Source organism: Shewanella donghaensis (assembly GCF_007567505.1).
Lineage (GTDB): Bacteria > Pseudomonadota > Gammaproteobacteria > Enterobacterales > Shewanellaceae > Shewanella > Shewanella donghaensis.
Genome location: NZ_CP041783.1, coordinates 3,819,074 through 3,845,175 on the forward strand (window position 1 = coordinate 3,819,074; position 26,102 = coordinate 3,845,175).

Annotated in this window: 22 protein-coding genes and 1 riboswitch; of the genes, 8 read left to right on the forward strand and 14 right to left on the reverse strand. The window is 40.3% G+C overall.

Annotated elements, in window-relative coordinates:
• The first annotated feature begins 9 nt into the window (after positions 1-9).
• On the forward strand, positions 10-690 hold the full coding sequence (locus FPK91_RS16410; protein WP_144212456.1) for a Fe2+-dependent dioxygenase: 681 nt from the start codon (positions 10-12) through the stop codon (positions 688-690).
• Between the two features lie 222 nt (positions 691-912).
• On the opposite strand, the gene FPK91_RS16415 is transcribed toward FPK91_RS16410, so the two are convergent.
• The 4 genes from FPK91_RS16415 to FPK91_RS16430 all read right to left on the reverse strand — a co-directional run bounded on the left by FPK91_RS16415 (position 913) and on the right by FPK91_RS16430 (position 3,122).
• Positions 913-1,170, reverse strand: a complete 258-nt coding sequence (locus FPK91_RS16415; RefSeq protein WP_144212458.1) for a YdcH family protein — start codon at positions 1,168-1,170, stop codon at positions 913-915.
• A gap of 242 nt (positions 1,171-1,412) precedes the next feature.
• Entirely contained in the window at positions 1,413-2,408 is a 996-nt protein-coding gene (locus FPK91_RS16420) for a permease (protein WP_144212460.1), read from the reverse strand.
• 119 nt (positions 2,409-2,527) lie between these two features.
• Entirely contained in the window at positions 2,528-2,773 is a 246-nt protein-coding gene (locus FPK91_RS16425; protein ID WP_144212462.1) for a thioredoxin family protein, read from the reverse strand.
• A 1-nt stretch (position 2,774) separates the two neighbouring features.
• On the reverse strand, positions 2,775-3,122 hold the full coding sequence (locus tag FPK91_RS16430) for an ArsR/SmtB family transcription factor (RefSeq protein ID WP_144212464.1): 348 nt from the start codon (positions 3,120-3,122) through the stop codon (positions 2,775-2,777).
• Between the two features lie 529 nt (positions 3,123-3,651).
• Between FPK91_RS16430 and FPK91_RS16435 the strand changes: the two genes are divergently transcribed.
• The 3 genes from FPK91_RS16435 to FPK91_RS16445 all read left to right on the forward strand — a co-directional run bounded on the left by FPK91_RS16435 (position 3,652) and on the right by FPK91_RS16445 (position 10,111).
• The gene (locus FPK91_RS16435; RefSeq protein WP_144212466.1) at positions 3,652-4,854 is read left to right on the forward strand and encodes an ammonium transporter; all 1,203 of its coding nucleotides are present in this window, start codon (positions 3,652-3,654) and stop codon (positions 4,852-4,854) included.
• A 323-nt stretch (positions 4,855-5,177) separates the two neighbouring features.
• Positions 5,178-6,233, forward strand: a complete 1,056-nt coding sequence (locus FPK91_RS16440; RefSeq protein WP_227006594.1) for a response regulator — start codon at positions 5,178-5,180, stop codon at positions 6,231-6,233.
• A 29-nt stretch (positions 6,234-6,262) separates the two neighbouring features.
• Entirely contained in the window at positions 6,263-10,111 is a 3,849-nt protein-coding gene (locus tag FPK91_RS16445; RefSeq protein ID WP_144212468.1) for a hybrid sensor histidine kinase/response regulator, read from the forward strand.
• 137 nt (positions 10,112-10,248) lie between these two features.
• Here the strand turns inward: FPK91_RS16445 and traF are convergent, their stop codons facing one another.
• From traF to FPK91_RS16460, 3 genes are all read right to left on the reverse strand, one after another.
• On the reverse strand, positions 10,249-11,430 hold the full coding sequence (gene traF, locus FPK91_RS16450; protein ID WP_158638095.1) for a conjugal transfer protein TraF: 1,182 nt from the start codon (positions 11,428-11,430) through the stop codon (positions 10,249-10,251).
• A gap of 316 nt (positions 11,431-11,746) precedes the next feature.
• A complete protein-coding gene (locus FPK91_RS16455) occupies positions 11,747-12,271 on the reverse strand; it encodes a hypothetical protein (RefSeq protein ID WP_144212472.1) in 525 nt (174 codons plus the stop codon).
• Positions 12,264-13,013: a winged helix-turn-helix domain-containing protein gene (locus tag FPK91_RS16460; protein ID WP_144212474.1), complete on the reverse strand. Its 750-nt coding sequence runs from the start codon at positions 13,011-13,013 to the stop codon at positions 12,264-12,266. Before FPK91_RS16460 ends, FPK91_RS16455 begins: the two co-directional genes overlap by 8 nt.
• A 532-nt stretch (positions 13,014-13,545) precedes the next feature.
• Here FPK91_RS16460 and FPK91_RS16465 point away from each other — a divergent pair.
• Positions 13,546-14,355, forward strand: a complete 810-nt coding sequence (locus FPK91_RS16465) for a cytochrome c3 family protein (RefSeq protein ID WP_144212476.1) — start codon at positions 13,546-13,548, stop codon at positions 14,353-14,355.
• 17 nt (positions 14,356-14,372) lie between these two features.
• A complete protein-coding gene (locus tag FPK91_RS16470; protein WP_144212478.1) occupies positions 14,373-14,876 on the forward strand; it encodes a hypothetical protein in 504 nt (167 codons plus the stop codon).
• Positions 14,877-15,067: 191 nt separating this feature from the next.
• Here FPK91_RS16470 and FPK91_RS16475 read toward each other — a convergent pair whose 3' ends face one another.
• Complete coding sequence (locus FPK91_RS16475; protein ID WP_144212480.1) at positions 15,068-15,442, reverse strand: response regulator; 375 nt, start codon at positions 15,440-15,442, stop codon at positions 15,068-15,070.
• Between the two features lie 162 nt (positions 15,443-15,604).
• Positions 15,605-15,787 (reverse strand): hypothetical protein, encoded by a 183-nt coding sequence (locus FPK91_RS16480; protein WP_144212482.1) that lies wholly within the window; start codon positions 15,785-15,787, stop codon positions 15,605-15,607.
• A 466-nt stretch (positions 15,788-16,253) separates the two neighbouring features.
• Between FPK91_RS16480 and FPK91_RS16485 the strand changes: the two genes are divergently transcribed.
• Positions 16,254-16,997 (forward strand): substrate-binding periplasmic protein, encoded by a 744-nt coding sequence (locus FPK91_RS16485; protein WP_144214494.1) that lies wholly within the window; start codon positions 16,254-16,256, stop codon positions 16,995-16,997.
• A 61-nt stretch (positions 16,998-17,058) separates the two neighbouring features.
• On the opposite strand, the gene FPK91_RS16490 is transcribed toward FPK91_RS16485, so the two are convergent.
• Positions 17,059-18,441: an alanine/glycine:cation symporter family protein gene (locus FPK91_RS16490; protein WP_144212484.1), complete on the reverse strand. Its 1,383-nt coding sequence runs from the start codon at positions 18,439-18,441 to the stop codon at positions 17,059-17,061.
• Positions 18,442-18,595: 154 nt separating this feature from the next.
• Positions 18,596-18,729: riboswitch (glycine riboswitch) on the reverse strand.
• Between the two features lie 435 nt (positions 18,730-19,164).
• On the opposite strand from FPK91_RS16490, the gene FPK91_RS16495 reads away from it, so the two are divergent.
• Positions 19,165-19,518 (forward strand): DUF6482 family protein, encoded by a 354-nt coding sequence (locus FPK91_RS16495; protein WP_144212486.1) that lies wholly within the window; start codon positions 19,165-19,167, stop codon positions 19,516-19,518.
• Positions 19,519-19,663: 145 nt separating this feature from the next.
• Here the strand turns inward: FPK91_RS16495 and FPK91_RS16500 are convergent, their stop codons facing one another.
• The 4 genes from FPK91_RS16500 to FPK91_RS16515 all read right to left on the reverse strand — a co-directional run bounded on the left by FPK91_RS16500 (position 19,664) and on the right by FPK91_RS16515 (position 25,869).
• On the reverse strand, positions 19,664-20,737 hold the full coding sequence (locus FPK91_RS16500; protein WP_144212488.1) for a GGDEF domain-containing protein: 1,074 nt from the start codon (positions 20,735-20,737) through the stop codon (positions 19,664-19,666).
• A gap of 532 nt (positions 20,738-21,269) precedes the next feature.
• Entirely contained in the window at positions 21,270-22,034 is a 765-nt protein-coding gene (locus FPK91_RS16505; RefSeq protein WP_144212490.1) for a DP-EP family protein, read from the reverse strand.
• Between the two features lie 157 nt (positions 22,035-22,191).
• Positions 22,192-22,551 (reverse strand): DP-EP family protein, encoded by a 360-nt coding sequence (locus FPK91_RS16510; RefSeq protein WP_144212492.1) that lies wholly within the window; start codon positions 22,549-22,551, stop codon positions 22,192-22,194.
• Between the two features lie 57 nt (positions 22,552-22,608).
• Positions 22,609-25,869, reverse strand: a complete 3,261-nt coding sequence (locus FPK91_RS16515) for an nSTAND1 domain-containing NTPase (RefSeq protein WP_144212494.1) — start codon at positions 25,867-25,869, stop codon at positions 22,609-22,611.
• Positions 25,870-26,102 lie beyond the last annotated feature (233 nt).

The following is a 26,102-nucleotide window of genomic DNA, read 5'->3' on the forward strand; positions in this document are numbered from 1 at the left end:
GGTATCGTAATGATTGTTATTGAGAAAATATTGACTGCTGAAGAAGTGAGTTTATTCAGACAGCAATTAGCTGATGCACCATGGCTAGATGGTAAACAAACCGCCATGGGCATGGCGGCGTCAGTAAAAAATAACACTCAAGCCGATGCTAATCAAGATGTGGTTCGCCAACTAGCTAATCAGCTGTTGGCGCAAATTGGTCATAACCCCAAGGTCGTTTCGGCGGCCTTACCCCATAAAATTTTTCCGCCTTGCTTCAATCGTTATTCAGAGACTGAAGAATATGGTTTTCATGTTGATGCTGCAGTTATGAGGGTGCCAGGCACCGCTGATGTGATCCGCAGTGATATGTCGATGACTACTTTTTTAAGTGAGCCTGATGAATATGACGGTGGGGAATTGATCATCTCGACAGAATTTGGCGATCAACAAATAAAATTACCAGCGGGTTACAGCGTATTGTACCCATCTAGTAGCTTACATAAGGTCACTGCGGTGACGCGTGGTGAGCGAATTGCTGCGATAACATGGATGCAAAGCATGGTGGCTGATGGGAGTTTACGACAGAATTTGTATCAGCTTGATCAAAGTATTCAGTCATTGATCAATCAAGGTAAGACTGATCGTGAAGAGCTCAATAAACTTCATAACGTTTATCATAATTTGATCCGACAATTTACCCAGCTGTAATATGGATTGTTTAAGATTTTGCTGCTGCGAGTCGTAAAAGTGATTCTCTGCAGTTCGCAACATTAGTGAGTTACTTCAGTTAGTTACTTCAGTTAGTTACTTCAGTTAGTTACTTCAGTTAATAACAGTCGATCGAGAGTATGTCTTAGAGGATATTGCAGTAGACATTAAAATAAATGGCCAGTTCTTAGCTAATAAATCCTGGCCATTTAGCTTAATCTTTTACGCCACAGATTCGTTTTTGTGGGCTTGTAATTGATGGAATAAATCATCTTTCATATTGGCGCGATTTACTTTCAGCTGATGCATATGTTCGTCATCAGTAGGACTGCCTGCTACTTCTAACTGACGAATTTCATAATCCAATAAATGATACTGCTTCGATAGATTTTTGAAAGCTTCGTCTTTGTGTGTCAAATCTACAATGTCTTGTTTAAATTCTGGGAAGTCGAAAATAAGTGCGTGATTCTCATTTAGCATAGATAACCCTCAATGGATGAACTGAAATTTATTAAGATTCATTATTTTGAAACTATAATCACTATAGCATTATGATCTTTGACTATGGGCGAGCTTTCAAATAATTTTTTGATCAACTTAACAAAAATATCTCTTTAGTTGAGTGGTAATGTTGAGATAATCATCAGCTAGTGGCTAATTCGCCTGAGGTAGACATTCGAAGGCTTTAGTGACACATATTATTACGCACATATCGTATGGTATTAGTAGCCGACAAGGTTAAGTATCCAGCCCATTAGTGTAAACGACGCTAGTAATATGGAGAATAATAGTGCTAACAATTTCCATTGCATCACTTGTTTTAGCATTACAAACTCAGGAAAACTGGCTGCTACAGTGCTCATGCAAAATGCCAACGTTGTGCCTAATGGTACACCTTGCAATAGTAAACTTTCTAACACCGGGATTACGCCTGTGGCATTAGCATAAAGTGGGATCCCCATTAAAACGGCTAGTGGTACAGTCCACCATTGACCGTCACCTAAATTAGCTTCTAGCCAGCCTGCAGGAACAAATCCATGAAGAGCGGCCCCTAATCCAACACCAATAATGACCCACTTCCACACTCGGCTAAAAATTTCACTTGTTTCAGATTTAGCAAATTGATGTCGTTGTTGCCAAGTTATGCTTGTTGACTGCGATTGTTTAGCTAAGGTCTCACGAGGAGAGTGCTGTTGACCCATTGCGTAAGCTTTTGCTGCTAATGGCTGAAGCCAACGTTCAGCTTTTAAAAGATCAAGTAATGCGCCACCTAACATACCGATAGTGACGCCCGTTAATAAATATAGCAGGGTGACTTTTAACCCCAGTAGGCTAAATAACAATAAAATGGCGACTTCATTAATGAGTGGAGAAGTCAGTAAAAAAGCCATGGTGATGCCGATAGGGATCCCCGCAGAGGTAAAGCCTAGAAATACCGGAATACTTGAGCAAGAGCAAAAAGGAGTGATAGCACCAAAACCCGCACCTAAACCGTAGCCGATGATTTTAGGTTTTCCTGCCAAATACTGTCGTACTCGTTCGACATTTAATGATGCACGCAAAAAGCCAATTACGTAAATCATCACAATAAGTAATGCAAAAATCTTGCTGGTGTCTTCAACAAAAAAGTGAACGGCTTGGCCGAGTTGTGTTTGGTTTGATAGCCTTAATAAATCATAAACTAGCCAATCGGCAAATACAGAGAACCAAATTAACATTGGTTTACCTCACTAGTAATAAGGATGATTTTTAAATAGTCATAAGCCTTATATCTCGCTATTAAAAACCAGTTAATTGGACCTCTTTGAATCGCAAGTTGTTAGTTATTTCAGTTACATTAAGCCTTACTGGCTTGGTTCAATAGTTGTTTAATTTCAGCATGAGAGGGAACCGCGCCCGCTGCGACCACATTACCGTCTATGGCAATTGCTGGGGTTGACATCACACCGTATTCAAGAATTATTGCCATGTCAGTGACTTTTTCAATCGTAAATTCCATTGATAGCTCATGAGCCACTTGTTCAACATCTGCGGCCAAATTAGAGCATTTTTTACAACCGCTACCCAATATTTCAATTTTCATGTTATTCCCTACTTGAGGTTTCAGAGGATGGTTTAACTAAAGCTGCATGGGCGAGAGCATTTTTTTCTAATACTGTTTCGACACAGCTAAACATGTTCAACAGACAGGGTGTCTCTAAGCTATAAAAAACCTGCTTACCTTCGCGACGATTGCTAATAATCCCTACTTGTTTCAATACTGATAAGTGTTTAGACACCGTTGAAATATCGGCATTAACGCCACGAGTGAGCTCAAGGACGCTAAGATCTTGTTGCTGTAATTGTTCTAGCAACCATAATCGCGTTGGATGGGCTAATGCTTTTAGAATTGTAGAACGGGCATTTAGCCTATTTAGATCTGGCTCTGTCATTAGTTTCCTATCTAGCTTGTCATGTCATCCATGCTATATGTCTATTGATAGTAGACATTATCACTTGGTCATTTGGCTAATTAACCAAATGTTGTAGTGATCAGTCTATTCCCATTATTGGGGTTATATTTTGATCGAGTTAACAATTTTAGGATTAAACTTCAAGGTAATGTTTGGAAAGGGATTAAGTCAATGTGGGTTATTGAGGGGGGTATAGCGACAAACAATATTTAACATTATCCAAAAACTAATAATTACCATTGGAGTTGATTTTGCCTTGCACCAACTTGTAGCAAGGCGGTCTGTTTGCGAGTTAAAACAGTGCAGCATAATCGATTATTTTATGCTTTATAGTGATTAGTTGATTAAGGTGCGCACTTTTGTGGTTCAAATATTTTTAATTTTCATGTTTAGCATCAGGACTTTGCGCTTATTTAGGGCATAACTCAATAACAAACTAGTAACATCGGAATAATTCTTGCTTTTGTAAGCTCATGAATTTAATAAAATAATAATTTATGGGTAAAGCATGGACAATATTAGTGATGCGATTGGCGTCATTGCACAGAGTGCAGATAGCTTGTTTATCTTACTGGGTGCCATTATGGTGCTTGCAATGCATGCGGGTTTTGCATTTTTAGAAGTCGGTACTGTTAGACATAAAAACCAAGTGAATGCTTTGGTTAAAATTCTCACTGACTTTGCTTTTTCTGCCGTTGCGTATTTCGTCATTGGTTATCAAATAGCTTATGGCAGTAACTTCTTTGTTAGTGCAGATGCACTGACTGCCAACAATGGCTATGAGTTAGTGAAGTTCTTCTTCTTACTCACTTTCGCCGCAGCCATTCCAGCCATTGTGTCTGGCGGTGTTGCTGAACGCGGCAGCTTTAGACCCTTCTTATTTGCCTCTGCACTCATCGTGGCATTTGTTTACCCCTTATTTGAAGGCATTATTTGGAATGGTAATTATGGTTTCCAGGCTTGGTTAAATACGACTTTCGGTGCTGAGTTCCATGATTTTGCGGGTTCAGTCGTCGTCCATGGCATGGGCGGTTGGTTAGCGCTGGTGGCTATATACTTCTTAGGGTCTCGTCAAGGTCGTAAACCGGGTATCGCGTTTGCGCCATCTAATATTCCGTTTCTTGCGTTAGGTTCGTGGATACTGATTGTCGGTTGGTTTGGCTTTAATGTCATGTCAGCTCAAACGCTTGATGCCGTGAGTGGTTTAGTAGCTGTAAACAGTTTAATGGCGATGGTTGGCGGTACAATTGTGGCGTTAGTAGTCGGTAAAAATGACCCAGGTTTTATTCATAACGGACCACTTGCGGGTTTAGTTGCGGTTTGTGCGGGTTCCGACTTAATGCACCCTGTTGGGGCATTCGTTGTCGGCGGAGTTGCTGGTGGATTATTTGTGTTGGTGTATACCCGGTTACAACGCAGCGCTAAAATTGATGATGTATTAGGTGTGTGGCCATTACATGGTTTATGTGGTGTTTGGGGCGGTGTTGCTGCAGGTATTTTCGGTCAGCAAGCATTGGGTGGACTAGGCGGCGTAAGCCTGATGTCGCAAGTTGTTGGTACGGTTGCGGGTGTCGTTGTCGCGATAGTTGGCGGTGTGATTGTATACGGTATCGTTAACAAAGTTTCTAGCCTGCGTCTAAGTCAGGAAGATGAATTTATTGGTGCAGATTTGGCGATTCATAAAATTGGGTCAACCAATTCTGATAAATAACGCTTCAGCAGGAACGATAGATAATTGTGCTAAATCAAAGGAGCTTTAGGGCTCCTTTTTCATGCCTGCAAAGGCAGTAAATCAGCGCAAAATACGATTATTTATGATGGCTACCGTTACGATATTCATTAGTATTGGCAGTGAAGTTTATTGTTAGTCATAATTTATAAATATCAGTCAATTAGGTTGCTTGGCTGTTGAGGTTTGCATCTGCTATATTGATTAAACGAAGTGGAGCGACTGGTTCTAAAGATATTGCTGTAATCCCAAATCTTGATTTTTAGTTATATCGATATAAATAAGAATATGGCTCACATATTAGAATGGATTTTATGATGCTAGATGAAAAAATGACGATTTTGGTGGTTGATGATACACCAGCAAATATTCAAATACTCTCAGAGCTTCTTTCTCCCACTTATCGAGTGAAAGCTGCCACGTCAGGGGCTAAAGCTATTAGTATTGCTGAGGCAACACCGACGCCAGACCTTATTTTACTGGATATCATGATGCCGGTCATGGATGGATATACCGTCTGCCACTATCTAAAAAACAACCCTAAAACGGCCAACATTCCAATCATATTTGTCACTGCCAAGTCTGAAACGGTTGATGAAGAAAAAGGCTTTAACATGGGCGCAGTGGATTACATCACTAAACCTATAAGCCCCTCTATAGTATACGCCAGAATCAAAACCCATTTAGCATTGTATTCTCAACAGCGTGAGCTGGAAAAAGAAGTTAAAATTCGCACCAATAACATTCATCAAAGTCAGCTTGAAATCGTTAATTGCTTAGGCCGTGCGGCTGAATATAAAGATAACGAAACGGGTATGCATGTTGTCAGAATGAGCCGCTATAGCAAACTTCTTGCAGAAGCTTATGGAGCTAATTCTGAATGGTGTGACTTATTGTTTAGTGCAGCGCCAATGCATGATATCGGTAAGATTGGGATTGCAGAACATATTTTGTGTAAGCCAGGAAAGCTGGACGCTGATGAATGGAAAGAAATGCAACGGCATTCAGAATATGGTTTTAAAATATTAGGCGGCAATAGTTCTGATTTACTTGAGTTAGCCCGAGAAGTCGCGATTACCCATCACGAAAAATGGGATGGCAGCGGTTACCCTAATGGCTTAAGCGGAACTGACATTCCTCTTTCTGGCAGAATCGTAGCCATCGCCGATGTATTTGATGCGTTAACCAGTGAACGACCCTATAAGAAAGCCTGGAGTGTTGAAGATGCATGCCAATTGATTGAAGAGCAAGCTGGTAAACACTTTGACCCGCAATTAGTGCCTATTTTTATGAAGCTGATTCCACGCATATTAGATGTTAAATCTTCATTTTCTGATGAAAGTTATTTTCTTCAACGTTAATACATCACTCAAGGTTTACGGAAGTTAAAATGCCATTAATATCTCCTCAAGCAAACTCTAGTAGCATCTTAAACCGCTCTCGTAGAATTATGTTTGGTTTTATTGCCGCTATTATACTGCTCTTTATCGCGGGTTTTTCGGCATGGGGAGGCATGAATCAGCTATTCATTTCAATTGACCGCTACACCAGTGCTGGACAATTACTGCTTGCTTTAGATAGGGCGAGACTCAACGAGCTTTCATTTACACGTGATAATTTGCCAGAGCAAGCAAAGGAAGCTGAAAAAAATATCAAAAAATCACTTAGCATAGTAGAGAGTTTTCATAATATCGATTATGTGGATACCAGCGCTAAAACGGCTGAATTAACAACATTAATTAAAAGCTATGAATTGGGCTTTGAGCGTTATGTGGCGCTGACGAAAGAGAAAAAATTATCTCGTTTCAAAATGGTAGAGGAAGCAAGTAAAGCCACATCAAGTGCTAATGCCTTGCAAAGTTTGCAAACTAAATACATTAACTATGATAAAGAGAAGGTCAGTAATTACCGCGAAAAAATTCGCACCATTACTGACAACTCAGCCGTTTCCTATGAAATATCAGTGATAATCGAATCAATTCGAAGCTATGGCAAAGATTTTATGCTGTTTAGAAATCAACGTGATTATGACAGCGCATTTGAAAGACTGAGCATGCTGAATCGTTATATTAACCAGTTAACCTATCAGGTTGATAATGCTGATAGTCGGTTATTATTATCTAAATTACAAAGTGCAGAATTGCATTATCAAGAGTCATTACTGCAACTTAAAGCGCTACGAGATGCAGATCAAATTAACTTTGAAAATCCAATCGTCAGAAGTTTAGCCATCAGTTCAGCCGCGCTTGGGCAACTGGCGTTAGATTTACGCAGTCATAAAATGACATTGCTGAGTGTCGAGCAAGAAAAAGTCAGTCAGAAACAACAAGTGATGGCTAATCGATTGGAGTTATCTGAAGAGGTGACTTTACTGACCCAAAATATTAATGATGCTAGGCAGGCCGATAGGGATTTTTCGTTGTCGCGCACAATAGAAGCAAAAGAGTATCTGGCACAGCAGGTTGTATCGTTACTTGAAGGGGCACTTTATCGCACTCAAAAAATTCAAAGCATGTTAATTGAAGATGATGAAAAAGAAGTCTTCAAGACGGTGTACCCTAATATTGCATCCTATCTCGATAATTTTAGAAAGGTGGTCATTGTCACCGCTAAGCTTGACGGTATCTCAAAAGGCATGGTGAGCTCGGCATTATCAGCAGATAATATTTTATCAACTTTACGAGAATTTCGCTTTAATGAGATGACTCAAGCCAGAAACTTGGCTGATTACATGACCTATGCGGGTATCATATTTATTCTTTCTATCCTGATGCTGGCCTTTTTAATTCGTAAATCTCAGCACTCATTAGTGGAGTTGTCGGAATCGCTCAAGCAAAGCGGTGAAGAGGCAGTGAAAGCTAACCAAGCTAAATCTGACTTTTTGGCCAACATGAGCCATGAGATCAGAACCCCGATGAATGCCATTATTGGCATGAGTTATCTCGCATTAACCACTGAACTGTCTAAAAAACAGCATAATTACATCACCAAAGTGCATCATTCAGCGCAATCATTACTGTTGATTATTAATGATATTTTGGACTTCTCAAAAATTGAAGCGGGCAAGTTAGAGATTGAATCTAGAGATTTTGTGTTAGAAGATTTATTAGATGAGTTTAAAGTCCTTATTGGCGGTAAAGCACAAGAGAAAGGCCTCGAGTTACTGATAAACCTTGATGACAACATCCCCAGTTATTTGAAGGGAGATCAATTGCGTATTAACCAGATCTTGGTGAACTTAGGGGCGAATGCCGTTAAATTTACTGAGAGTGGCGAAATCAGCTTATCGATTATATTCGTCTCTCAAAACAACAAAATGTTGAAGTTAAGATTTGAAGTTGCTGACGATGGCATCGGCATAAGTGAAGCGCAGCAGCACAAATTATTTAAGTCATTCTCGCAAGCCGATACCTCAACTACTCGTCAATATGGTGGTACAGGCCTTGGATTAGCTATTTGTAAGCAATTAGTCAACTTAATGGCTGGTGAAATAGCTGTAAGCAGTCAATTAGGTCATGGCTCGGTGTTTAGTTTTGAAATAGAGGTTGAGCAAAGTGATTTACGCGTTTCTGATAAAATCGTGCCGTCTCATATTCAAAACAAAGCCGTGCTGCTGTATGACGACAGCCCGACTGTTCGTGCGATTGTGAGTAAGCAATTAGAAAGCTTACAGTATCAACCTAGTAGTGTGGATGCATTTACCGATATTGAAGCAGCGTATCTTGCTGCGTTAAATTCTGACCTGCCTATTGAGATTATTTTCTTTGATTGGAACTTGCCACACCATGAAAGTGTTATTCAATATCAGCAACTATTACAAATTGTTGATACGAAAACTAAGATTATTATCATGACATCTAGCGTGGTTGAGGATGTGCAATCAGAGGCTGAGGCCTACCAATTACCGATCAATCAGATCCTTAGTAAGCCGTTTACTAACTCAACTCTATACGATGAAATTATCTCGCTATATGACAAAGAGCCCTCTAAGCGTACTCGTCTGAAAATGAATAATGATATGCATGATCTTAATATTCAAAAATTAGCTGGAGCACATATTTTGCTGGTTGAGGATAACCTTATTAACCAGGAATTGGCTGTCGAGTTACTTGTCACAAATGGTATGACGGTAGAGGTGGCAAACAATGGCCAAGAAGCTATTGATAAGTTAACGGCCCAGCAATTTGATGGTGTGTTAATGGATTGCCAAATGCCCGTTATGGATGGCTATGAAGCGACCCAATATATCCGCGATCAATTAGCGCAAACTACATTGCCAATTATCGCCATGACTGCGAATGTGATGTCTGGCGATAAACAGAAAGTATTGGATTGTGGCATGGATGATTTAATCGGTAAGCCTATTGTTATTGATGACATGTTTGAGACGATGGCTAACTGGATAAGCCCTAAAGACAGCTCGACACAGCAGCAACCTTCAGCAGAGGTTACTCTAGTTGGTAAACGGGTTGATGAACTGGTTGATGATCAGAGACATTTGATTTCACAACTATCAGCAATTACAGAGATTGATGCGGTCGGCGGGATAAAAGCCTTAATGGGCAATGAAAAACTGTATCTCAAGTTGACGCGTAAATTTATCCAATCATACAGTGATACGGTCATTCCGTTTGTTGAGCCTAGCGATTCTAGTGGCAGTGATTCTAGTAACAGTGACTCTAGTAACAGTGCTTCGAGTACAAGCGAGCCAGTGAGAAAAAATCATGTGGATAGCGATAAAATAAACGAGCTGGATCATTATATTCATACCTTAAAAGGAGTGTCTGGGAATTTACATTTCACCCAGATATACCAACTATGTGGCTTAGCTGAAACTCGGGTTCATGTGATACAGAAAGCGGCTAGCTCAATTGAAGAAACAGCTATTGAAGTAGCAGATATTGATGCGCTAAAAAGTGATTTAAATGAATTGCAAATGGCGATGGGTAATTTAACCCGTCAATTGATACCCATACTCCTTGATAACACTGTCGATAAAATAGGGGATAACACTACGAATAATACTGAGCCTGGTATTGAAGCTGTCGATGAGGCCATATTCGAATCATTAATGGCTGCACTTGAGCAAAATGATACCGAGGCGTTATCGATTATTGAATCATTAACATCACCACAGGTTATTGGCTTGTCGAAGAATCAGTTGAAGCAGTTAGAAATTGAAATTAATAATTATGATTTTGATGGTGCAATTGCGGTGCTAAAAGCTACAAAGCAGTAATTGTAAGCATGTAGAGACAATCGATTAAGTGAGATAAGCGCTATTGGCATCTTTAAAAGATACTGAGAGAGCAAAAGTGCAAAGAGTTATAAGGCTGCCAGAGTGGCAGCCTTATTTTTTACTCTCACACGTTAAAGCTAAAAATTGAAGCTGGTTTGAAAAGCGACGCCCATATTATTCTCGTCACTGTAGCTAGCTGATAAATCAATGTTAAAGGTGTTTGCCACTGCTAAACCTAAACCGGCAGTCATGCTGTCGTCACTATTATTGCTTAAATCCTTTTGATAGCCGGTGCGTAGTTTAACCCAACTTGCAGGTACAAATTCAATGCCAATCGCGGCAATTTGTTGGTTGTCATTGTCGGTATCAAACGGGTTTGAAGTACCTTCTAAACGGCTATAACCTTCAGCTTCATTGAGCTGAATATCAATAGCAGCGGTCATATAACGGGTTTGATAATTCGCACTCACGGTATAAATAGGGCTGATGTCATATTGGCCATAGACACCTTCAATCACTTCTGTGTCATAAGTATTTTTTATTAGGTTTTTGGCAACAAAGCCAAAACCAAACCCAGCGTTATGCTGATAAGCTACACCCAAATCAAGGTTCATATTCCCTTGATCATTTTGATAGCGATCGTCATCCCAATCATCAAATTCAAAATTTTCGATGTCAGCAATATAATTGATGGTGTTTACCGTTTGATACTTCGGCGATACGCCGTAATATATTTCACCGGTTGCGAGCTTATAGGATTTTGCCAAGCTTACACCAATCTCTGATACTACAACGCCCATGGTTAACGCTTGAGAGTTCAAATCTTGGTTAATGATATTGCTTGGGTCTAAATCCTCATCGGCAATATCAGCAAACACCAATGCATCTGCATAGACTTGTGCAAATAAGTTTACCGAAAGGGATTTGTTGGGAATGGCTATAGCCAATTGAGTGCCTACCTGTACTTGAGCGTAGTTGCCTTGTATCACTTTGAGTTGATCAATGACTACTTGAGCATCAGCTTCAGTTGGGTTGGTTAATGATTTAAACTGATCGTAGATATCTGAGAAGTCCTCTACATTTTCAATGGTATCAGTGGGATCATTGACATGGGCTCCAAGAGAGGGAATGAGCAATGCGACACCGTCGTCTTCATTAAAGCGTGCAGTTAATGCAGGGTTATGGAAAGGCGCAGTGAGAAAATCAGCGGTACTGACGCCCACACCGCCCATGGCATGTGAACGCGCATCAAAACTGTGATTGTTAGCATGGGCTGATGATGCAAATGCAGCAGCAACGCAAAGAGGTAAATACCTCAAAAAGTTCTTTGTGGTTTTATTTGTAATTATATAAGACACATCTATCCTGTAACACATTGTTATTATTTGGGTTAATCTAACCCTGTAAATATATGATAATAACAGTTATGGCGTTTTTTTACTGTGCCGTGCTTATGATAATAAGAGGTTTATAGCTTTGTTTTTGTTAGATTTTGTAGCATTGTGACCGATGGTCATGTTTGATTAACGGTTTAATGATGACTATCTAACCGCACTACAGCCTTTCGTAAGGAATCCCATCAATCCTTTTGGTTATATAATGCTAATTATTAGCTTCATTCAGAATATGATGATTTTAACCCATTTCAACCAAGCTACAGGCGCAAATATTGGTGCTAGGTAAAAAATACAACAACACCGTACTTTGTTCTGTGTTTCGTTTGGCGATTTGTATCGTGAAGTTATAAACACCTTCTTTGGCGATATTTCTTTTGGCAAACGCTTTTAAATGACTCGCATGCAATGGCAGTTCAAGATCACTGTTATGTCGGATTAATTCACTGTGGGATAAATTTAACACGTAGATATCTTTTTCTTTATAGGCACTAAGAATATCGCCACTTAAATGCAGTGTCGCAATCGGTGTCCCATCGATAGTGAAATAACGATAGCTAATGCTTGCGGAGCGCTTTTGTAAAGTGAAATCAGCAATAAGTGAATGGTGTTCAATCATTTGGGTGCTAGGGTTTGTTGCCACTAATTCATTTCGACAAGATAGTGCCATATGAACTTCAGTAGCTTTAATATGCTGATAGGTAATGAAGATACTAATCAGCACGAGTAGGGCGCTGATGAGTCCAATTAGAATTCGATTAGTCACAGAGTGATACCTCGTCTAACCATTTTTCAGAGATAAAATTGGGACTTAAACTGAAGTCACTGGTTTTAATATTTCGCATGAGTGAATCGCCATTCTGCTTGCGGCCTGCCATGGATATATTGAAGACCTGCATGTCATTAGAGTATGCAAGAAATACTTGTGACCAGGGCAAATAATGACATTGATTGAGCGCTGCTATGATCCGTTGTTCAACCGGAATATCTTGCTGCATGGTTATTGTTGGTGACTCCAGCCAGGTTAGCTCAATATCTTGATTATTTATTAGTGTGACCGTTCTGGAGTTTTTAATCGGTGTTTCTGCAGGTTTAAATAAGATGTATTTATGCATTGCAGCAACCGAAATGGTCGTCACCAACAGCATCATCAACACACTATAAAGTGCGTGTTTACGATATTTGTTTGACCTTTGTATCCAGCTGGCTTTTGGCGGGGCAATATTAAGTCGGTATCCTTTTCGAGGAATTGTTTCAATCAGCTCTGCATGATCTTCACCAAAATATTTCCGCAAGGTAAATACGGCTTTAGACACGGCAGACTCACTCATCACAGCCGAATGCGAACCAGCACAAGCTAACTGGCCCTTGGTCATTATCTGATTAGGGTGGCGGCTCAATTGCTCTAAAACCTGGCTTTCAGTACGCGTAAGGCGAAGACAACTTTGTGATTCAGTATTGAGTATTTGGTTGTTAGCAATATCAAATTCAAAGATGTCAATTTGCATTTAGAGCACGCCTCAATAAAAGTCTATAAACAGCTTACTGCAATTAATCTCTCACAAACATTCGGTCAATCACAGTTTAAGAATGCTACTTTTAAATAAATGCTAAATCTTAGTTAATTACTTTGTGAAGCCACTGAGATCTTTTGCTCATTTCAATACCAAACAATAAATTTATCTAAGGATTAATAGGGTATGTGATCTGTATCACGTTTCTTTAGGTGTAATTGTTTCGGTAATATCACGTAATTAGTATTACATGCTTATAAATTCATATGTATGGTGTTAAGCGCTAGTATTTTGTCTCTTTATGGTTTTTTATTCTGCATTCATTCGTTTTTTCTAATGGAAGGTTTTTGCTAAATATTACTTTGAGCTAGCTCTCAATCACATTTTTATGATCTGTCATTCTTAACTCAAGCGCAAAGCAGCATTGAAATCTGAATCAATTATTTAACTTTTAATGCAGCACTCCCAGTTTCGAATACTCAACTTTAATGTTGAGCAGTAAATATAAAAATAGAGGCAATTAATCATGAAAACACTAAATAGAAGACAGGCGATTAACCGTATCATTGGTATTTCAACAGCGGCAGCGGGAACAGCTCTTGTTGCTAACCCTGTAATCGCAGCAGTAACAAATGCAACAGGAGATTGGACATTAGAAGTGGGCACCAGATTAGCTTACGCCAAACTCGATCCTATGGTTGTGGCCAAGCGTGCGTATGAAACAGGTAACGGTTGTATGTACCAGGTGTTTGATAGCATCATTCAAAGCCTTGCTGAATCAGGTTCAGTAGATGCTGAGAAGTTTGCTCAAATTCCTACTGCGATGGCGCATTATGGCTATGCAGGCATGTTAGGTGAAGGTACGGTTTGCGGTAATATTAATGCGACAGGCATGTTAGTGAATTTGTTATCTATTAATGGTGAATCAGCTAATGCCATTTTAAGCCAAACCATGCGCTTTTATGAGCAAGAAGCATTACCATTTCAGACCGCTGAATTTATTGAAGGTATCGGTGCAGATATGACAGAAACCCTTGCTCAAGTAGGTACGCCTACAGCGGCAAACACCATGCTATGTCATAGCTCAATCAGTCTTTGGGCTAGTGAAAATGGTAAATCATTTAGCCAAAAAGGTATGCGCTGTAAACAACTTTCAGCTTCAGTGGTATATGAAATAGTCACCATGCTTAACAAAGCATTTGATGGTGAAACTGTCATGGATCATCCAACTTCTGATACCACTCAAAGTTGTCAATCATGTCATACCTCTGAGTCAACATTTGCACCAAGTGTTAAAACGAATATGTCATGTACTACCTGTCACGGCGGCCATTAATTGCTGGGAGTATTAACATGAAAAACTTTAAACTTTGTAGTGTCATCAGCTTGAGCACAGTATTGCTGTTTGGCTGTGGTAGCTCTGATGACGACACCGTAGTCGATCCAATCGATCCGCCGGTGGAGCCACCTGTTATCGTTACTACCGTTAATATTGATGAAACGGCGACGCTTACAGCTGCGGTGCAATCCGTAGATGCTGAAAAAGGAACGATTATAGTTAAACTGACCGGTGATGAAGCTAAATCAGTGACAGATGCCACAGGATTTAACTTGATGATGATCGGTTATCCTGCAGCAGGGAAGTCGTCAACCAAATATAGCCTAGGCTGGCATCAAGCGACCCATGCTAATTGTATTGAAGCTGAAACTTGCTTGATGGATATTAATGAAGCTGAATCAGGCTTATACCAGTTAACTTTTGATGATGTTGATTGGAAAGATGGGGTTGAAACATACCGTGTTGCGCTAGAGGTAAAAGGTGAAAAGGCGCACCATGAATTAATCTTTATGGATTAAGCTATTGTTATCTCAATTTTAGATTTAATAGGAAAGTAAGCCTCTATTAATAATGAGAAATTAGATCGTAATCTTTTGTTATACATGTTTTTCGTATAACGGTGACATCATCATCACCCTTGTGGCTACTTGTAATAAGTAGCCATTTTTTTTATTGATTCAATTAGCTTTAAGTGTTGAATAACTGCTGATTATGAAAATTGCGGCAGAAAAGTATCAATGGTTCTTTGAATGGAATCAGGCATGATTGGTTTGGTGAGATAATCATCTGCGCCAAGTTTTAATGCGAATTGTTGATCTGAATTCTCAACTAAAGAGCTGACGACAACTACAGGCGTTTTTGCTGTCTCAGGTTGATCTCGAATAAACTTAATCACTTGGTAGCCATTGATATTAGGCATGGTGATATCGAGGAAAATTAAATCAGGGCGCACCGTTGACAGGATTTCGATGGCGGCATCACCTGAGTTTGCTGTCATAACGAGGTGTTCATCACCCAATATTGCCAGTAAAAGACCCGTACAAACGGGATCATCATCAATGACCACTATCTTCGCTTTATCCATTTTATGCCTCATTAACAAGTAGATGCTGTCTGCATTGTATTCAAATTATAGCGCAAAGCTAGCCTTCTAAAATAGACAATATATTAAAAAGCCCCAAACACGCTATAAAGATGGTGTTTGAGGCTAATTATGACTCAGTAGTTAAAATCACGAATATGAGTTTTAGAAAGCGGCAATATTAGTTAGATGCGCTTCAAGCTCTTCTTCCGTAGTCGGGGCAATTTCGAGTTCGAAAGAGAGGGGATTACTTCCATTAAGCATAAACACTGACTTTTTGTCGTGATTATAATGAAACCATCTTCCATTAATACACAGTTCTGTATAGCAGTTTGGTAGTAATTCCATTGGTACACCTTTGTATTTATATCAGTAGGGCTAAGGGTCTAATCGATTCTCTATTCATAATTCAATTTTATGTGACTCATGCAGGATGTTTTAAATAGCCTATGTGATGCAGGTCACCCTTATAAGACCTTAAATGTCTTAGGGATACTTTGATCTAAATCAAATAGGATTAAATTCTATACCGTAAAAAACACTTTTTATAATATAAGATACTGTTTGAGGCTATTTAAAACTCAAAATTCAGCGTTTAATGTCAAAGCAAGTTGTTACTGTAGTGTTAAATGTGGCATAGTCAGTTTGTATTAGAGCTTTGATACTTAAATGGCCTATTTTGATTGTTATGTACAATTTACTCTTAACTATTGCACTCTATTGTTCTATCTTAAATCTATGATAGTAGTGGGAATAATTTTTATGTGTTTGGTATTGTTTTGAATTTGTATAGGTTTGGGTGAATGAATTGAAAATTAAGACAATATTCTTAAGTATTACTTTTTTACTGTGTTCATTGCCCTCGCTTGCAACGAAAACAAACGAAACGAAACTAAAATACAACGTCAATGGTTCCAGTGGTTGGGTACCTTACTACATTCCAAATGAAGCACTGGATTCTGGCATTCTTGGAGAATTGGTGCCTAAATTGTTATCAATAGCTGAAATTGAGATAGAAAAGCACAACTACCCACCCAAACGGACCAATCAAGCATTAGAAACAGGCTTACTGGACTTTGATTTTGTCAGCCCGAGTTGGTTTGCTAACGGTGATATGGGAGCGGAGTTTATTCAATCTGAGCCAGTGCTTAATATCCAAGAAAATATCATTACCCTTAAGAAAAACTCACTGGCTTGGGCTGATATTGATAAAATAAAAGATCAGTCAATTGGTACTGTGAGAGGGTATTTATATCATGATGATGACGTTTTCAAACGTGTGGACTTCACCTCTGAACAACAACTGATTCTAGCTTTGCATAAAAATAGAGTTGAGGCCGCTATATCAGGAGATTTACCGGCCTTATATTGGGCCAAAAAATTGAACTTGCCGATTTCATTGGCAGCTGTTCACTCTGACGGAGTATTAGTTATGCGTCTTAGAAAAGAGCATCAGGCGTTAATGCCGCAAATTAATGCGGCTATCGCAAAGTTAAAAAGTGATGGCACGATTCAGTCATTGGTGCATAAATATACCAATGCAGATTATACTTTGTAGCGAAAATCGTCGAATCAACACTCATCACTTTCATATTTTTATTTCTTACGATTTAAGCTCATTATGAGCCAATATTTTTACGGTCAATCTTTTCATGATTCAATTTTTTACGGTCAAAATAATGCTTAGTCTCCGTAATAATGACATGTCTTAAACCAATAATGGCTATGAGATTAGGTATGGCCATCAAACCATTCACCGTATCTGCAAGCATCCAGATAACATCCAGTTTTATAAATGCACCCACGGCAATTAAACTTAAAAATGTCAGTTGATAAATTTTAATCCCCTTGTCACCAAGCCTTGCATTCGTTAAGTAATACCAACAACGTTCGCCGTAATAATGCCAACCTAGAATGGTGGTAAATGCAAAGCATACCAAGGCAATAGTGACCACATACTGGCCAATGATGACTGAACCACCAGAAGCAAAAGCTGCACTGGTCATAGCCGCGCCGGCAGTATCACCGTTCCAAACACCAGTAATAATCAACACTAAACCTGTCATGGTACAAATCAAAATAGTGTCAAAGAACGTCCCCGTCATACTCACTAAGCCTTGCTCAACCGGTTCTTTCGTTTTTGCCGCTGCAGCAGCAATAGGCGCACTACCTAAACCTGATTCATTAGAGAATACCCCGCGGGCAATACCAATTTGAATAGCTTGGGCTACCGTAGCGCCTAAAAAGCCGCCGGCAGCAGAAATAGGCGTAAAGGCAGAGTGTAATACCAATTCAATGGCAGGAACGATTTGATCTGAAAAAGTGAATAGAATCCAAACACAGGCAAGCACATAACCTAAAGCCATTGTTGGCACTAGCTTTTGCGCCACATTGGCGATGCGCTTGACGCCGCCTAATGTTACCGCTGCCACCATGATAGTAAGCACAATTGCCGTGCCCCAAGTAGGAACATTAAAGGCGATGTTCATTGCATCGCTGATGGCATTAACCTGGGCAAAGGTGCCGATACCAAAGAAAGCGACGCCAACACCAAAAATAGCAAAAATCTTTGCTAACCATTTAAGGCCAAGTCCTCGCTCAATATAGTACATCGGCCCGCCAGCAATATTCCCCTTGGCATCGGTGGTGCGATATTTAACTGCCAGCATACATTCGGCATATTTGGTCGCCATGCCGAAAAAGGCTGCTAACCACATCCAAAATAGTGCCCCAGGGCCGCCAATTTTGATGGCCGTTGCCACCCCCACAATATTACCCGTACCGATAGTGGCCGACAGTGCAGTACATAAGGCGGCAAACGAGGTTAAGTCACCTTTGCCAGTGGCAGGTTTGAACAATAAGCTTAATGCTAAGGGCAGCTTAAGGACTTGTAGGAGTTTTAATCTAATGGTGAGATATAAACCGGTACCGACCAACAGGCATAGGGTGATAGGTCCCCAGACAATGGCATTGATATCGGCTAAAAGCGCTTCAAAATTCATGATATTCCTCGAATATTAAACAACAAAATTAATATGGAGGAGGAAAAGAAATGGCTGATAAGTGGTACTGAAGAATACAGCTAGCAGAGCATTCTGCCTTGATAAGCAGAAATTAGGCGCAGCAAAACGACAGTGACCATATATGAATACAGTCATCCTCTCCTCTGTCCTTTTGCCTGAGCGTTTCGCAGCAGTTGAATTGAGTCAACTACCACTTTCGCCTTCGGCGCTGTAATGACATTAAACTAACGAACCGTTAATGCTTACAGTCTCTCCAGAGGCTCGTCCAGTAACAGTCCTCACCACTAAGTGGCACCTGAAAGAGTGGTCAATAGAATGATAGATACATCATGCTATAAACTTGCCTCGTCGGTGTGGGGTTACTCCCCACTCTCCTGCTACCTTCATCCGAACGGATCTTTTGTTTAGGTTTAGCACAGCTATGCTATGAAAAGCTAAACAGAAGGACAGCTAGCATGCGTGAAGTAAGGTCATCGCTCAAGAGAGCTGTATCACAGTTTTTAAGCCATTGTTTTGGTAATCGTTTAGTGGGTGATTATTTCGCCTAAAAGGGCTGGGTAAAGCTGTTACTGAGTGGTTTGGTGGATAATAGAAATTGATACTTTTCGTTGAGGGTTATCGTTGGTGAACAATTTATAGGTGTCTAGCGTATTGCCAAGTAGCCTAATTAGTTTTGCAGCTTATCACCGAGAGGAAGCCAATATGTCAGACATGAACAAAGCAAATCATGACCAGAGCGTAGATAACTCTTTTAGCCATAATCATAATCATAATATTGATAACACCTTTGAGCAGTCTGTCTTCAGTGATAGTCAACCAACAATCATTGGCGTTGCAGACTCAACCCATTACTTGGTGGGATTAGTGGATGCTGATAACAACTTTTCAGGGTTGAGTGATGGCAATGCGAGTATCGTGGTTAACTCGCTAGCAGAAGCTAAAGCAATTTTACGCAGTCATTACTATTCAACGGCCAATGTTGTTTATCAAACCGCTTATGATGAGATGTGTGGTATGTCTTCAAGTGGTCAATATCATGAGACGATTAAGCTTTAAGTGATGCCAAAGATGAATGAATCCAATTAAAATAAACTATTTTAATTGCTGACTCATTCATCTCGAAGTGTAACTGCAATATTGTATTTCTTAAGCTGAGGCAATTTCTGCAAGCTTGATTAACTCAATATCATTTATAGCAATGCTAACAGCAAGTGTTAATCCGGTTTCTGCCATTGGCTTTAGCTCTATATAGTGCAGTGTCTGCGGCGCACAATAAGGCATTAGCCGTTCTAAACTGGCCATTTATTTCGCTGGCATAGCCTTGGCTAACGCTAACACTGACAGACGCATCTAAGCCAATATCAGTATAGGTAAGTGCATTAATGTTTTTTTGAACTAGCTGGGCTATTTGCTTCACTACATGGGGAGTTAAGTTAGGTAAAACGAGCGCAAACTCTTCACCACCATAGCGGGCAACTGTGCACTCATTGTTTGGCACAGATACTTTAATGGCGTTAGCTATTTTTTGTAAACAGCGGTCTCCAAGAATATGGCCATACTTATCATTGAATGCTTTGAAGTGATCGATATCAATGATAACAACACTGATAGGGCAAGCAGCTTCGATACAGCTTTGCCAATGAGATTTAAGGTTAGTATCGAAAATGCGGCGGTTAGCCAAATTGGTTAAACAATCAGTGGATGCCCAGTGATGCAGTTGCTTATATTCAGCGCGAAACTTACTGAGATCGCGAATGATGATGCTAAATAGTGGTAATCTCATTGGTAGATAACTGACTGAAATTTCCACATCAATGGTGTCACCATTCTCAAGGGTTATTCTTGTTTCAGTGGGTAAATGATTCAATGGTCTTGGCTCAAGTTTCGATTCAATAATCATTTTTTGATACAAGGTTTTTTGTGGTTCGCATAAATAAGACTGCCATTGCTGGCCGACTAGATTGTTGCTCGCTTGTTTATCTGCACCGAGTAGTAATGTTCTGGCATGGCGATTTGCCATTTGAATACAGCCACTGTCATCTACCACCAACATGGCTTCCATTAAATGATCTACTAAGTTCGACAGTGTATTAACGCTATGGCCTGCCAGAGGGCTGTAATCAGTATTAGGTTTGGCGCTTAATGGTTTACATTGTGACGGCAAGTTTACGCCTTCTAAGTCACCACGCATTAACGCATCTTTATAAGTTTGAGGTTGTGGCCTATTAGTGCGTGTGCTTTCAAGATCATAAAAGTTGGCTGAAAGATCTAACATATTAAGTATCCTTACTAGATTAGTTATGCCGATATCAAATGCGCTATCGGCATATCAGGTGTTTTCTAGTTGATACTTTATCGAACTAATACGTCTACAACCTTTCGCTAACCTTCCTTTTTAAGTTATTGATATTAATCGTTTATATTGTTACTTTCTTGTTGTGTATACGGAGGTTAAATGACTATATTTTATCTTTATTGATAATTTGAGGGTCAGGGCTTGCCAGCAAAGCTCGCTTTTTCAATGCTGAAACCTATGCCTGCAATGCGCAAATATTTTGGGGTGCGTTTATTGTGATTAAGTGATTAAGTGATTAAGTGATTAAGTGATTAAGTGATGAGGTGTTTTCGTGAATACTTTTACATAATAGGTCGTGGTCGAGGATGAGCTTTGTTGTTATTTTTACTTTTTACTTCTTAAAAAAATATGGCTGTGAAACGAGATTGAATAATAGAATATTCACATAAAATCAGCACATAGCATCAACTGCGTGATGCTATGTGCTGTAACTGATGTTAGAGATATTGGGTTATGTATCGCCTCTATTGATAACTTGAGGGTCTGGGCTGACAAGTAATAAGTCAGTTTCTTCACTGTTGAAAATAAATTGAAACTTACTGACGCCTTTATTCTCAATATTATTGTCTAACGAGATGCTTTGGCCATCGCGACTGATGCTGACGCGTTCTATGTGGGCATCATAAGGGTTGGTGAAACCTGCGCCCTCTATACGCAACCCTTTTGGGGTGCGTTTATTGTGTTTAAGTCGGTAAGTGATGGTGGTGTTTTCAAACAGTTCAACATTGCCATCACACACTACACCGGTCTGCTTGTACTTAAATTTAACCTGCTTTTTCTTATTCATAGTGACATGCAAATCAATCGGGCTTGCGTTATCACAAAATGGCAGGGCAAAGTTTTGTTGCAGTAACTTATCCGTGTCACTAATCACTAGCGCCTCGGTGTACTGATTAAAGCTTGATTGCAGTCCAAACAGTGACAGTATGTTATAGACCTCGGATACAGTTAAATTCGTTTCTAATGCTGAGTTATCAAACTGAACAGCGCTATTGGCGTTTTGGCCAAATTGAATACTGTGAATAAAAGCGGGTAAGTCATCACCCAATGCATCAAGCGCTGATGGCTGGCTCAATATCATCTGTAAACTTTCAGCAGAATTGATAGGGGCAAAAGCTACATCAATTTGTTGTTGGGTTGCCGCTTGAGCTAATGCGCTTGCACTAATTAATAGCGCACACGATAGTTTGGTGAAACGAAAAAACGGGGTTTTCATTGAAATTCCTTTTCTATAATAGTGTTGTTATTTGTTGTTACTTTTTAACCATCATTAATTTAATACGAGATTGATTAATAGATTATTCAAATAAAAGCAGCACATAGCATCAACCGCGTGATGCTATGTGCTGTAACGAGTTAAGGGATATTTTTATTTATGCTGGTCTGTTAATAATTTGAGGATCTGGGCTGGTTAGCAATAATGTGTTTTCTGCATTGCTAAAGATAAATCGAAAACTGGCAGCGCCGCTGGCATTATCGAGATCAAGAAATTGTAACATTTTACCATCATTACTGACGGTGGCCGAATCAATCAGCCCTGCAAAAGGCGCATCAAAAGCGGCGCCAACAAATTTAAGCCCCTTAGCGGTGTTGTCGATTAATTGGTAAGTAATGGTGCCTTTTTGTGTGACTTCAATCGGATTATTGCCATTGCTATAACTAAAGCACAATTTTCCATTATCTAAACTCACTGTTAACTCTATAAACTGAGCGATTCCGTTGCTGATTGACATGAGCATATTTCCTTTTTTTAGTGGTCGTAACTGTTATTAGTAATTAGTTATTAGTAATTAGTGATTTGTTATTGAAATGCCCCCATTGCCGAGCAAGGCGATAAGGGGCTGGTGTGCATCTAGCTCGCCTAAACATTGCAATGCCGCCGCATAAGGCACAATTATTTTAGGATCTTTATTGGCGCTAAGTAGCGGTGCAAGTCTTGCCTTAGTTTGCTGGCAAGCTGTGGTATCACTGTGTGCGGCATTAAGCGCTTTAGCGGCCGCATAATGGAGCATTTGGCTCGACGATAGCATGGCTATATAAGATACATTGTTAGGCTGTTTAGCTGACATATCAGAGAATAAGCTTATGGCTTGCTGGGAGGATTGCTGACTGCGGTCAAACTGCTGCCCACGATAAAAATGCTTGGCCGCCGCCAAATAATAATTCGCCCATACAAAGCTGTGTTTAGTGGATTGCTGGATTTGCTTATCTGCACGCAGGGTCTCAGTTAAAGTGTCGCTGTTAAAGGGTATTAACTGTCTATTGTCAGCGCTGCTGAGCTCGAATAATTTAAACATGGTGTAATAACGATAAATTTGCCATTGCTGGTTTTGCGGATCTTGTTGTAGCGCGCTCGATACTGCTTCAAATGCCAATAAAGCAAGCTCAAACGCCTGTTGGCGACGACCCTGAAATATCAATAAATCGGTATGAATTTGATAGCTAGAAAATAGCCTATCTAACCCATAGGCATCAAGCTCGGTGTCGTTACTCAATAAATCATGTTGTAACTGCTGATGCAGCTTAATCGCAGTGTGAATATCCCCTTGGGATACCACGGCACTTGCCAGCCAAGAGCGAGTGTCTGCAATATCGGCCAGCAGTTGTTGGTTACTGGGGTCTTGGGCTAGAGCGATATTTTTAAGCTGTAACGAGAGCTCAAAATGGTGTTTAGCTTGGGTAAAGTGTTGCTGCTTTAGGGACACTGAGCCAAAGGTGTTATGGGCGTAGGATAGCTCCATTAAGGCTTCGGTATTTTCAGGGGCTAGGTCATACATCTGTTGGCTGTAGCTAAGATATTGTTCAAACCACACCTTTGAGGCTGCCCAATCACTTAGGTCATAATCAAGTTGCCCCAGCCAAAAGGCATTGGCGCCCAGTGTTTTAAGAATATCTAAATCTTGCGGTTGTTCACCAAGTAGTGCCAGCAGCTTGGTACGAGATGACAGCAGTGCTGCTTTGGCTTCATCGACTTTGCCGCGTGAGTAAGCTACTTCGCCTATGGCCTCTAAGGTTTGGGCATGCTGAAAACGTGCTGCAACACTTAAGCTGTCATCACTGGGGCTTGAGGCGTCACTGAAATACTCTAAGGCTTTATTACTGATGCCATCCAGTAAATCCATTCTGCCAATGCCGCGCATTTTATCGGCGAAATCCCCGACCATGAATCCCAGTAAGTTCTCTGCCGCTATGCGTTTATCTTGGGCCATTTTTTCCGCTTCAAAGCTTTTTACACTGGTTAAAATAGAGGTCAGTGTTAGTACACATAACAGTGAAATAATGAAGGTTTTTTGCCAGCGTTTTACTTTTTCGTACTTACTTGAGGCGGCGATTAAGGCTAATTCTTGTGGCTCAAGATCTTGTGAAAATAATGGATTTTGTTTAAGTGATTGCGCCTCTTTTAACGGCTTACCTTCAGCTAATAAATAGGCATGATGTTTATTTTCAGCAAGCCATCGATTTGATAGATGATGCAGCCGACTTTTAATTCGTAAGCTATCGTTGTGCTCGGCAATCCAAGCGGTTGCGCGTGGCCAGCGCCTTAACAGCGCTTCGTGAGCGATACTAAAACAGGGAATGTCGTTTTGAAGGTGTGACACAAATAAACGGCTATTGACCATGGCCTGGGTCAAGGTGCGCTGTTCTTTTGTATGCAAATGCGACCATCTTGCGGTGCGACTGGTTACCGAGGTTTCATCTTCTCGTAATGTCACCAGCAGCGATAACACTTGGGGTAAACAGATTTTTTGCAGCTCAGTTAATTCTGCGATTGCCTCTTCGGCATTCTTACCAATTGCGCCTTCAATCCCACCCAGTTGTTGGTAAACGGTAAACAGTAATTGGTTATCTTTACTTCGATTTATGTACAAGGCTTGCAGCATATATTGCAGCATTGGCAGTGCATCTGGGTTACTGGCGGCTTCTGTACAGAGGATTTCATCCAGTGGCATGGCGGTTTCAGGATCAATGCTCCAAGTTAAATTCGCTGCGATTGCAGGCAAGCGGATCATTTGCAGCAATTCTGTGCGTGTTGGCGGGGCTAAATCAAAATGCGCGCCTTTACCTTTGCCTGACATTAGACTGGGGTAGCCGACGAGTAAGGGGTAAAACTCATTGCGGCAGGCACTGATAACAATAACAGCGCCTGACTTGGCCAATTTTTCTAAGATGTCCACAAAAGCATGGCGCTGATCTGATGAGAAAATAGGTGATGACAGCAGGACTTCGAGTCGGTCTACAAATAAAGCGAAATGGGTGTGATTTTTAATGTTCGTTTGAATAGCTTGCTGACATTGGTCTATTACTGATTGAAGCTCAGCGATTAATCTGTGTGAAAGGGACTCGGTGCTGTCACCATCAAATACCGGAATATCATTTATTTCCCAGTCGAGCATGGTGCTGGCGAGTTCAGTAAACAGTTGCGTTTTTGCCACATCAGCAAAATCGAGACTGCCATAGGCGGCAACGTTGACGCCATTATAGCCCGCAGTTGCCATTAAGTTTGGCATGACTCCAGCGTTAATGATTGACGATTTACCGCTACCACTTGGGCCTAACAATAGGCAAAAACCACGACCGAATTTAACTTGCTGGCTGATCCGTTCAAGCAAGGTGTTAATTTGTTTACTGCGGCCAAAAAAGACTTCTGCATAGTTGGCACTATAGGCTTGTAATCCAGGAAAAGGAGAGCCACTTTGCCAGGTTTGTGCTTCTGCTATGGTTTCATGACCAATAGGAAAATTCACCGCTGCGAGGGTACGGTAGCCGCGTTTACGGATGGTTTCGATATAAGAGGGATCGGTAGCTTTGTCGCCTAATGCACGGCGCAACTGATTGATGATTTTATGTAGCGGATTGTCACCGATGTCGGCTTCTGGCCAGCATTGGGTCACTATGTCATCACTACTGATTACTTCACCATTGTGCTGGCATAGCAACAACAACACATCCATGGCTTTGGGCTCAAGTTGTTTGGTTTTTTTGCCATGTCTAAGGGTGTTGCTATTGGGGTCTACCTGCCAATCGCCAAAGAAAAAAATATCTTTGTTCATTATTCCAATCCGTTGAATAGTCAGCTGTTTGCATCAATGCCGGCATGTAACAACTGCAGCAAGGCTTTGTATAAGCAAATATTAGTATATTAGATAATAATCATATCAAGTCGCTGACTATTTTGTAAGCATTAAATGTTTGATATTGTGAAATTTACCTTTGAGTTAAGTGCCAGAATTCATTAATGAAATATTGGCTATGCAAGCGTTAATAATTTTTATTGCCGAGAGTC

Bases quoted from the DNA above. Each gene is read 5' to 3' on its own strand.
- FPK91_RS16430 (WP_144212464.1), bottom strand. From the start codon at position 3,122: ATGACAGAGCCAGATCTAAATAGGCTAAATGCCCGTTCTACAATTCTA.
- FPK91_RS16475 (WP_144212480.1), bottom strand. From the start codon at position 15,442: ATGGATAAAGCGAAGATAGTGGTCATTGATGATGATCCCGTTTGTACG.
- FPK91_RS16505 (WP_144212490.1), bottom strand. From the start codon at position 22,034: ATGAAAACCCCGTTTTTTCGTTTCACCAAACTATCGTGTGCGCTATTA.
- FPK91_RS16415 (WP_144212458.1), bottom strand. From the start codon at position 1,170: ATGCTAAATGAGAATCACGCACTTATTTTCGACTTCCCAGAATTTAAA.
- FPK91_RS16510 (WP_144212492.1), bottom strand. From the start codon at position 22,551: ATGTCAATCAGCAACGGAATCGCTCAGTTTATAGAGTTAACAGTGAGT.
- FPK91_RS16500 (WP_144212488.1), bottom strand. From the start codon at position 20,737: ATGTTAGATCTTTCAGCCAACTTTTATGATCTTGAAAGCACACGCACT.
- FPK91_RS16435 (WP_144212466.1), top strand. From the start codon at position 3,652: ATGGACAATATTAGTGATGCGATTGGCGTCATTGCACAGAGTGCAGAT.
- FPK91_RS16480 (WP_144212482.1), bottom strand. From the start codon at position 15,787: ATGGAATTACTACCAAACTGCTATACAGAACTGTGTATTAATGGAAGA.
- FPK91_RS16410 (WP_144212456.1), top strand. From the start codon at position 10: ATGATTGTTATTGAGAAAATATTGACTGCTGAAGAAGTGAGTTTATTC.
- FPK91_RS16445 (WP_144212468.1), top strand. From the start codon at position 6,263: ATGCCATTAATATCTCCTCAAGCAAACTCTAGTAGCATCTTAAACCGC.
- FPK91_RS16440 (WP_227006594.1), top strand. From the start codon at position 5,178: ATGGATTTTATGATGCTAGATGAAAAAATGACGATTTTGGTGGTTGAT.
- FPK91_RS16470 (WP_144212478.1), top strand. From the start codon at position 14,373: ATGAAAAACTTTAAACTTTGTAGTGTCATCAGCTTGAGCACAGTATTG.
- FPK91_RS16495 (WP_144212486.1), top strand. From the start codon at position 19,165: ATGTCAGACATGAACAAAGCAAATCATGACCAGAGCGTAGATAACTCT.
- FPK91_RS16460 (WP_144212474.1), bottom strand. From the start codon at position 13,013: ATGCAAATTGACATCTTTGAATTTGATATTGCTAACAACCAAATACTC.
- FPK91_RS16465 (WP_144212476.1), top strand. From the start codon at position 13,546: ATGAAAACACTAAATAGAAGACAGGCGATTAACCGTATCATTGGTATT.
- FPK91_RS16515 (WP_144212494.1), bottom strand. From the start codon at position 25,869: ATGAACAAAGATATTTTTTTCTTTGGCGATTGGCAGGTAGACCCCAAT.
- FPK91_RS16420 (WP_144212460.1), bottom strand. From the start codon at position 2,408: ATGTTAATTTGGTTCTCTGTATTTGCCGATTGGCTAGTTTATGATTTA.
- FPK91_RS16425 (WP_144212462.1), bottom strand. From the start codon at position 2,773: ATGAAAATTGAAATATTGGGTAGCGGTTGTAAAAAATGCTCTAATTTG.
- FPK91_RS16490 (WP_144212484.1), bottom strand. From the start codon at position 18,441: ATGAATTTTGAAGCGCTTTTAGCCGATATCAATGCCATTGTCTGGGGA.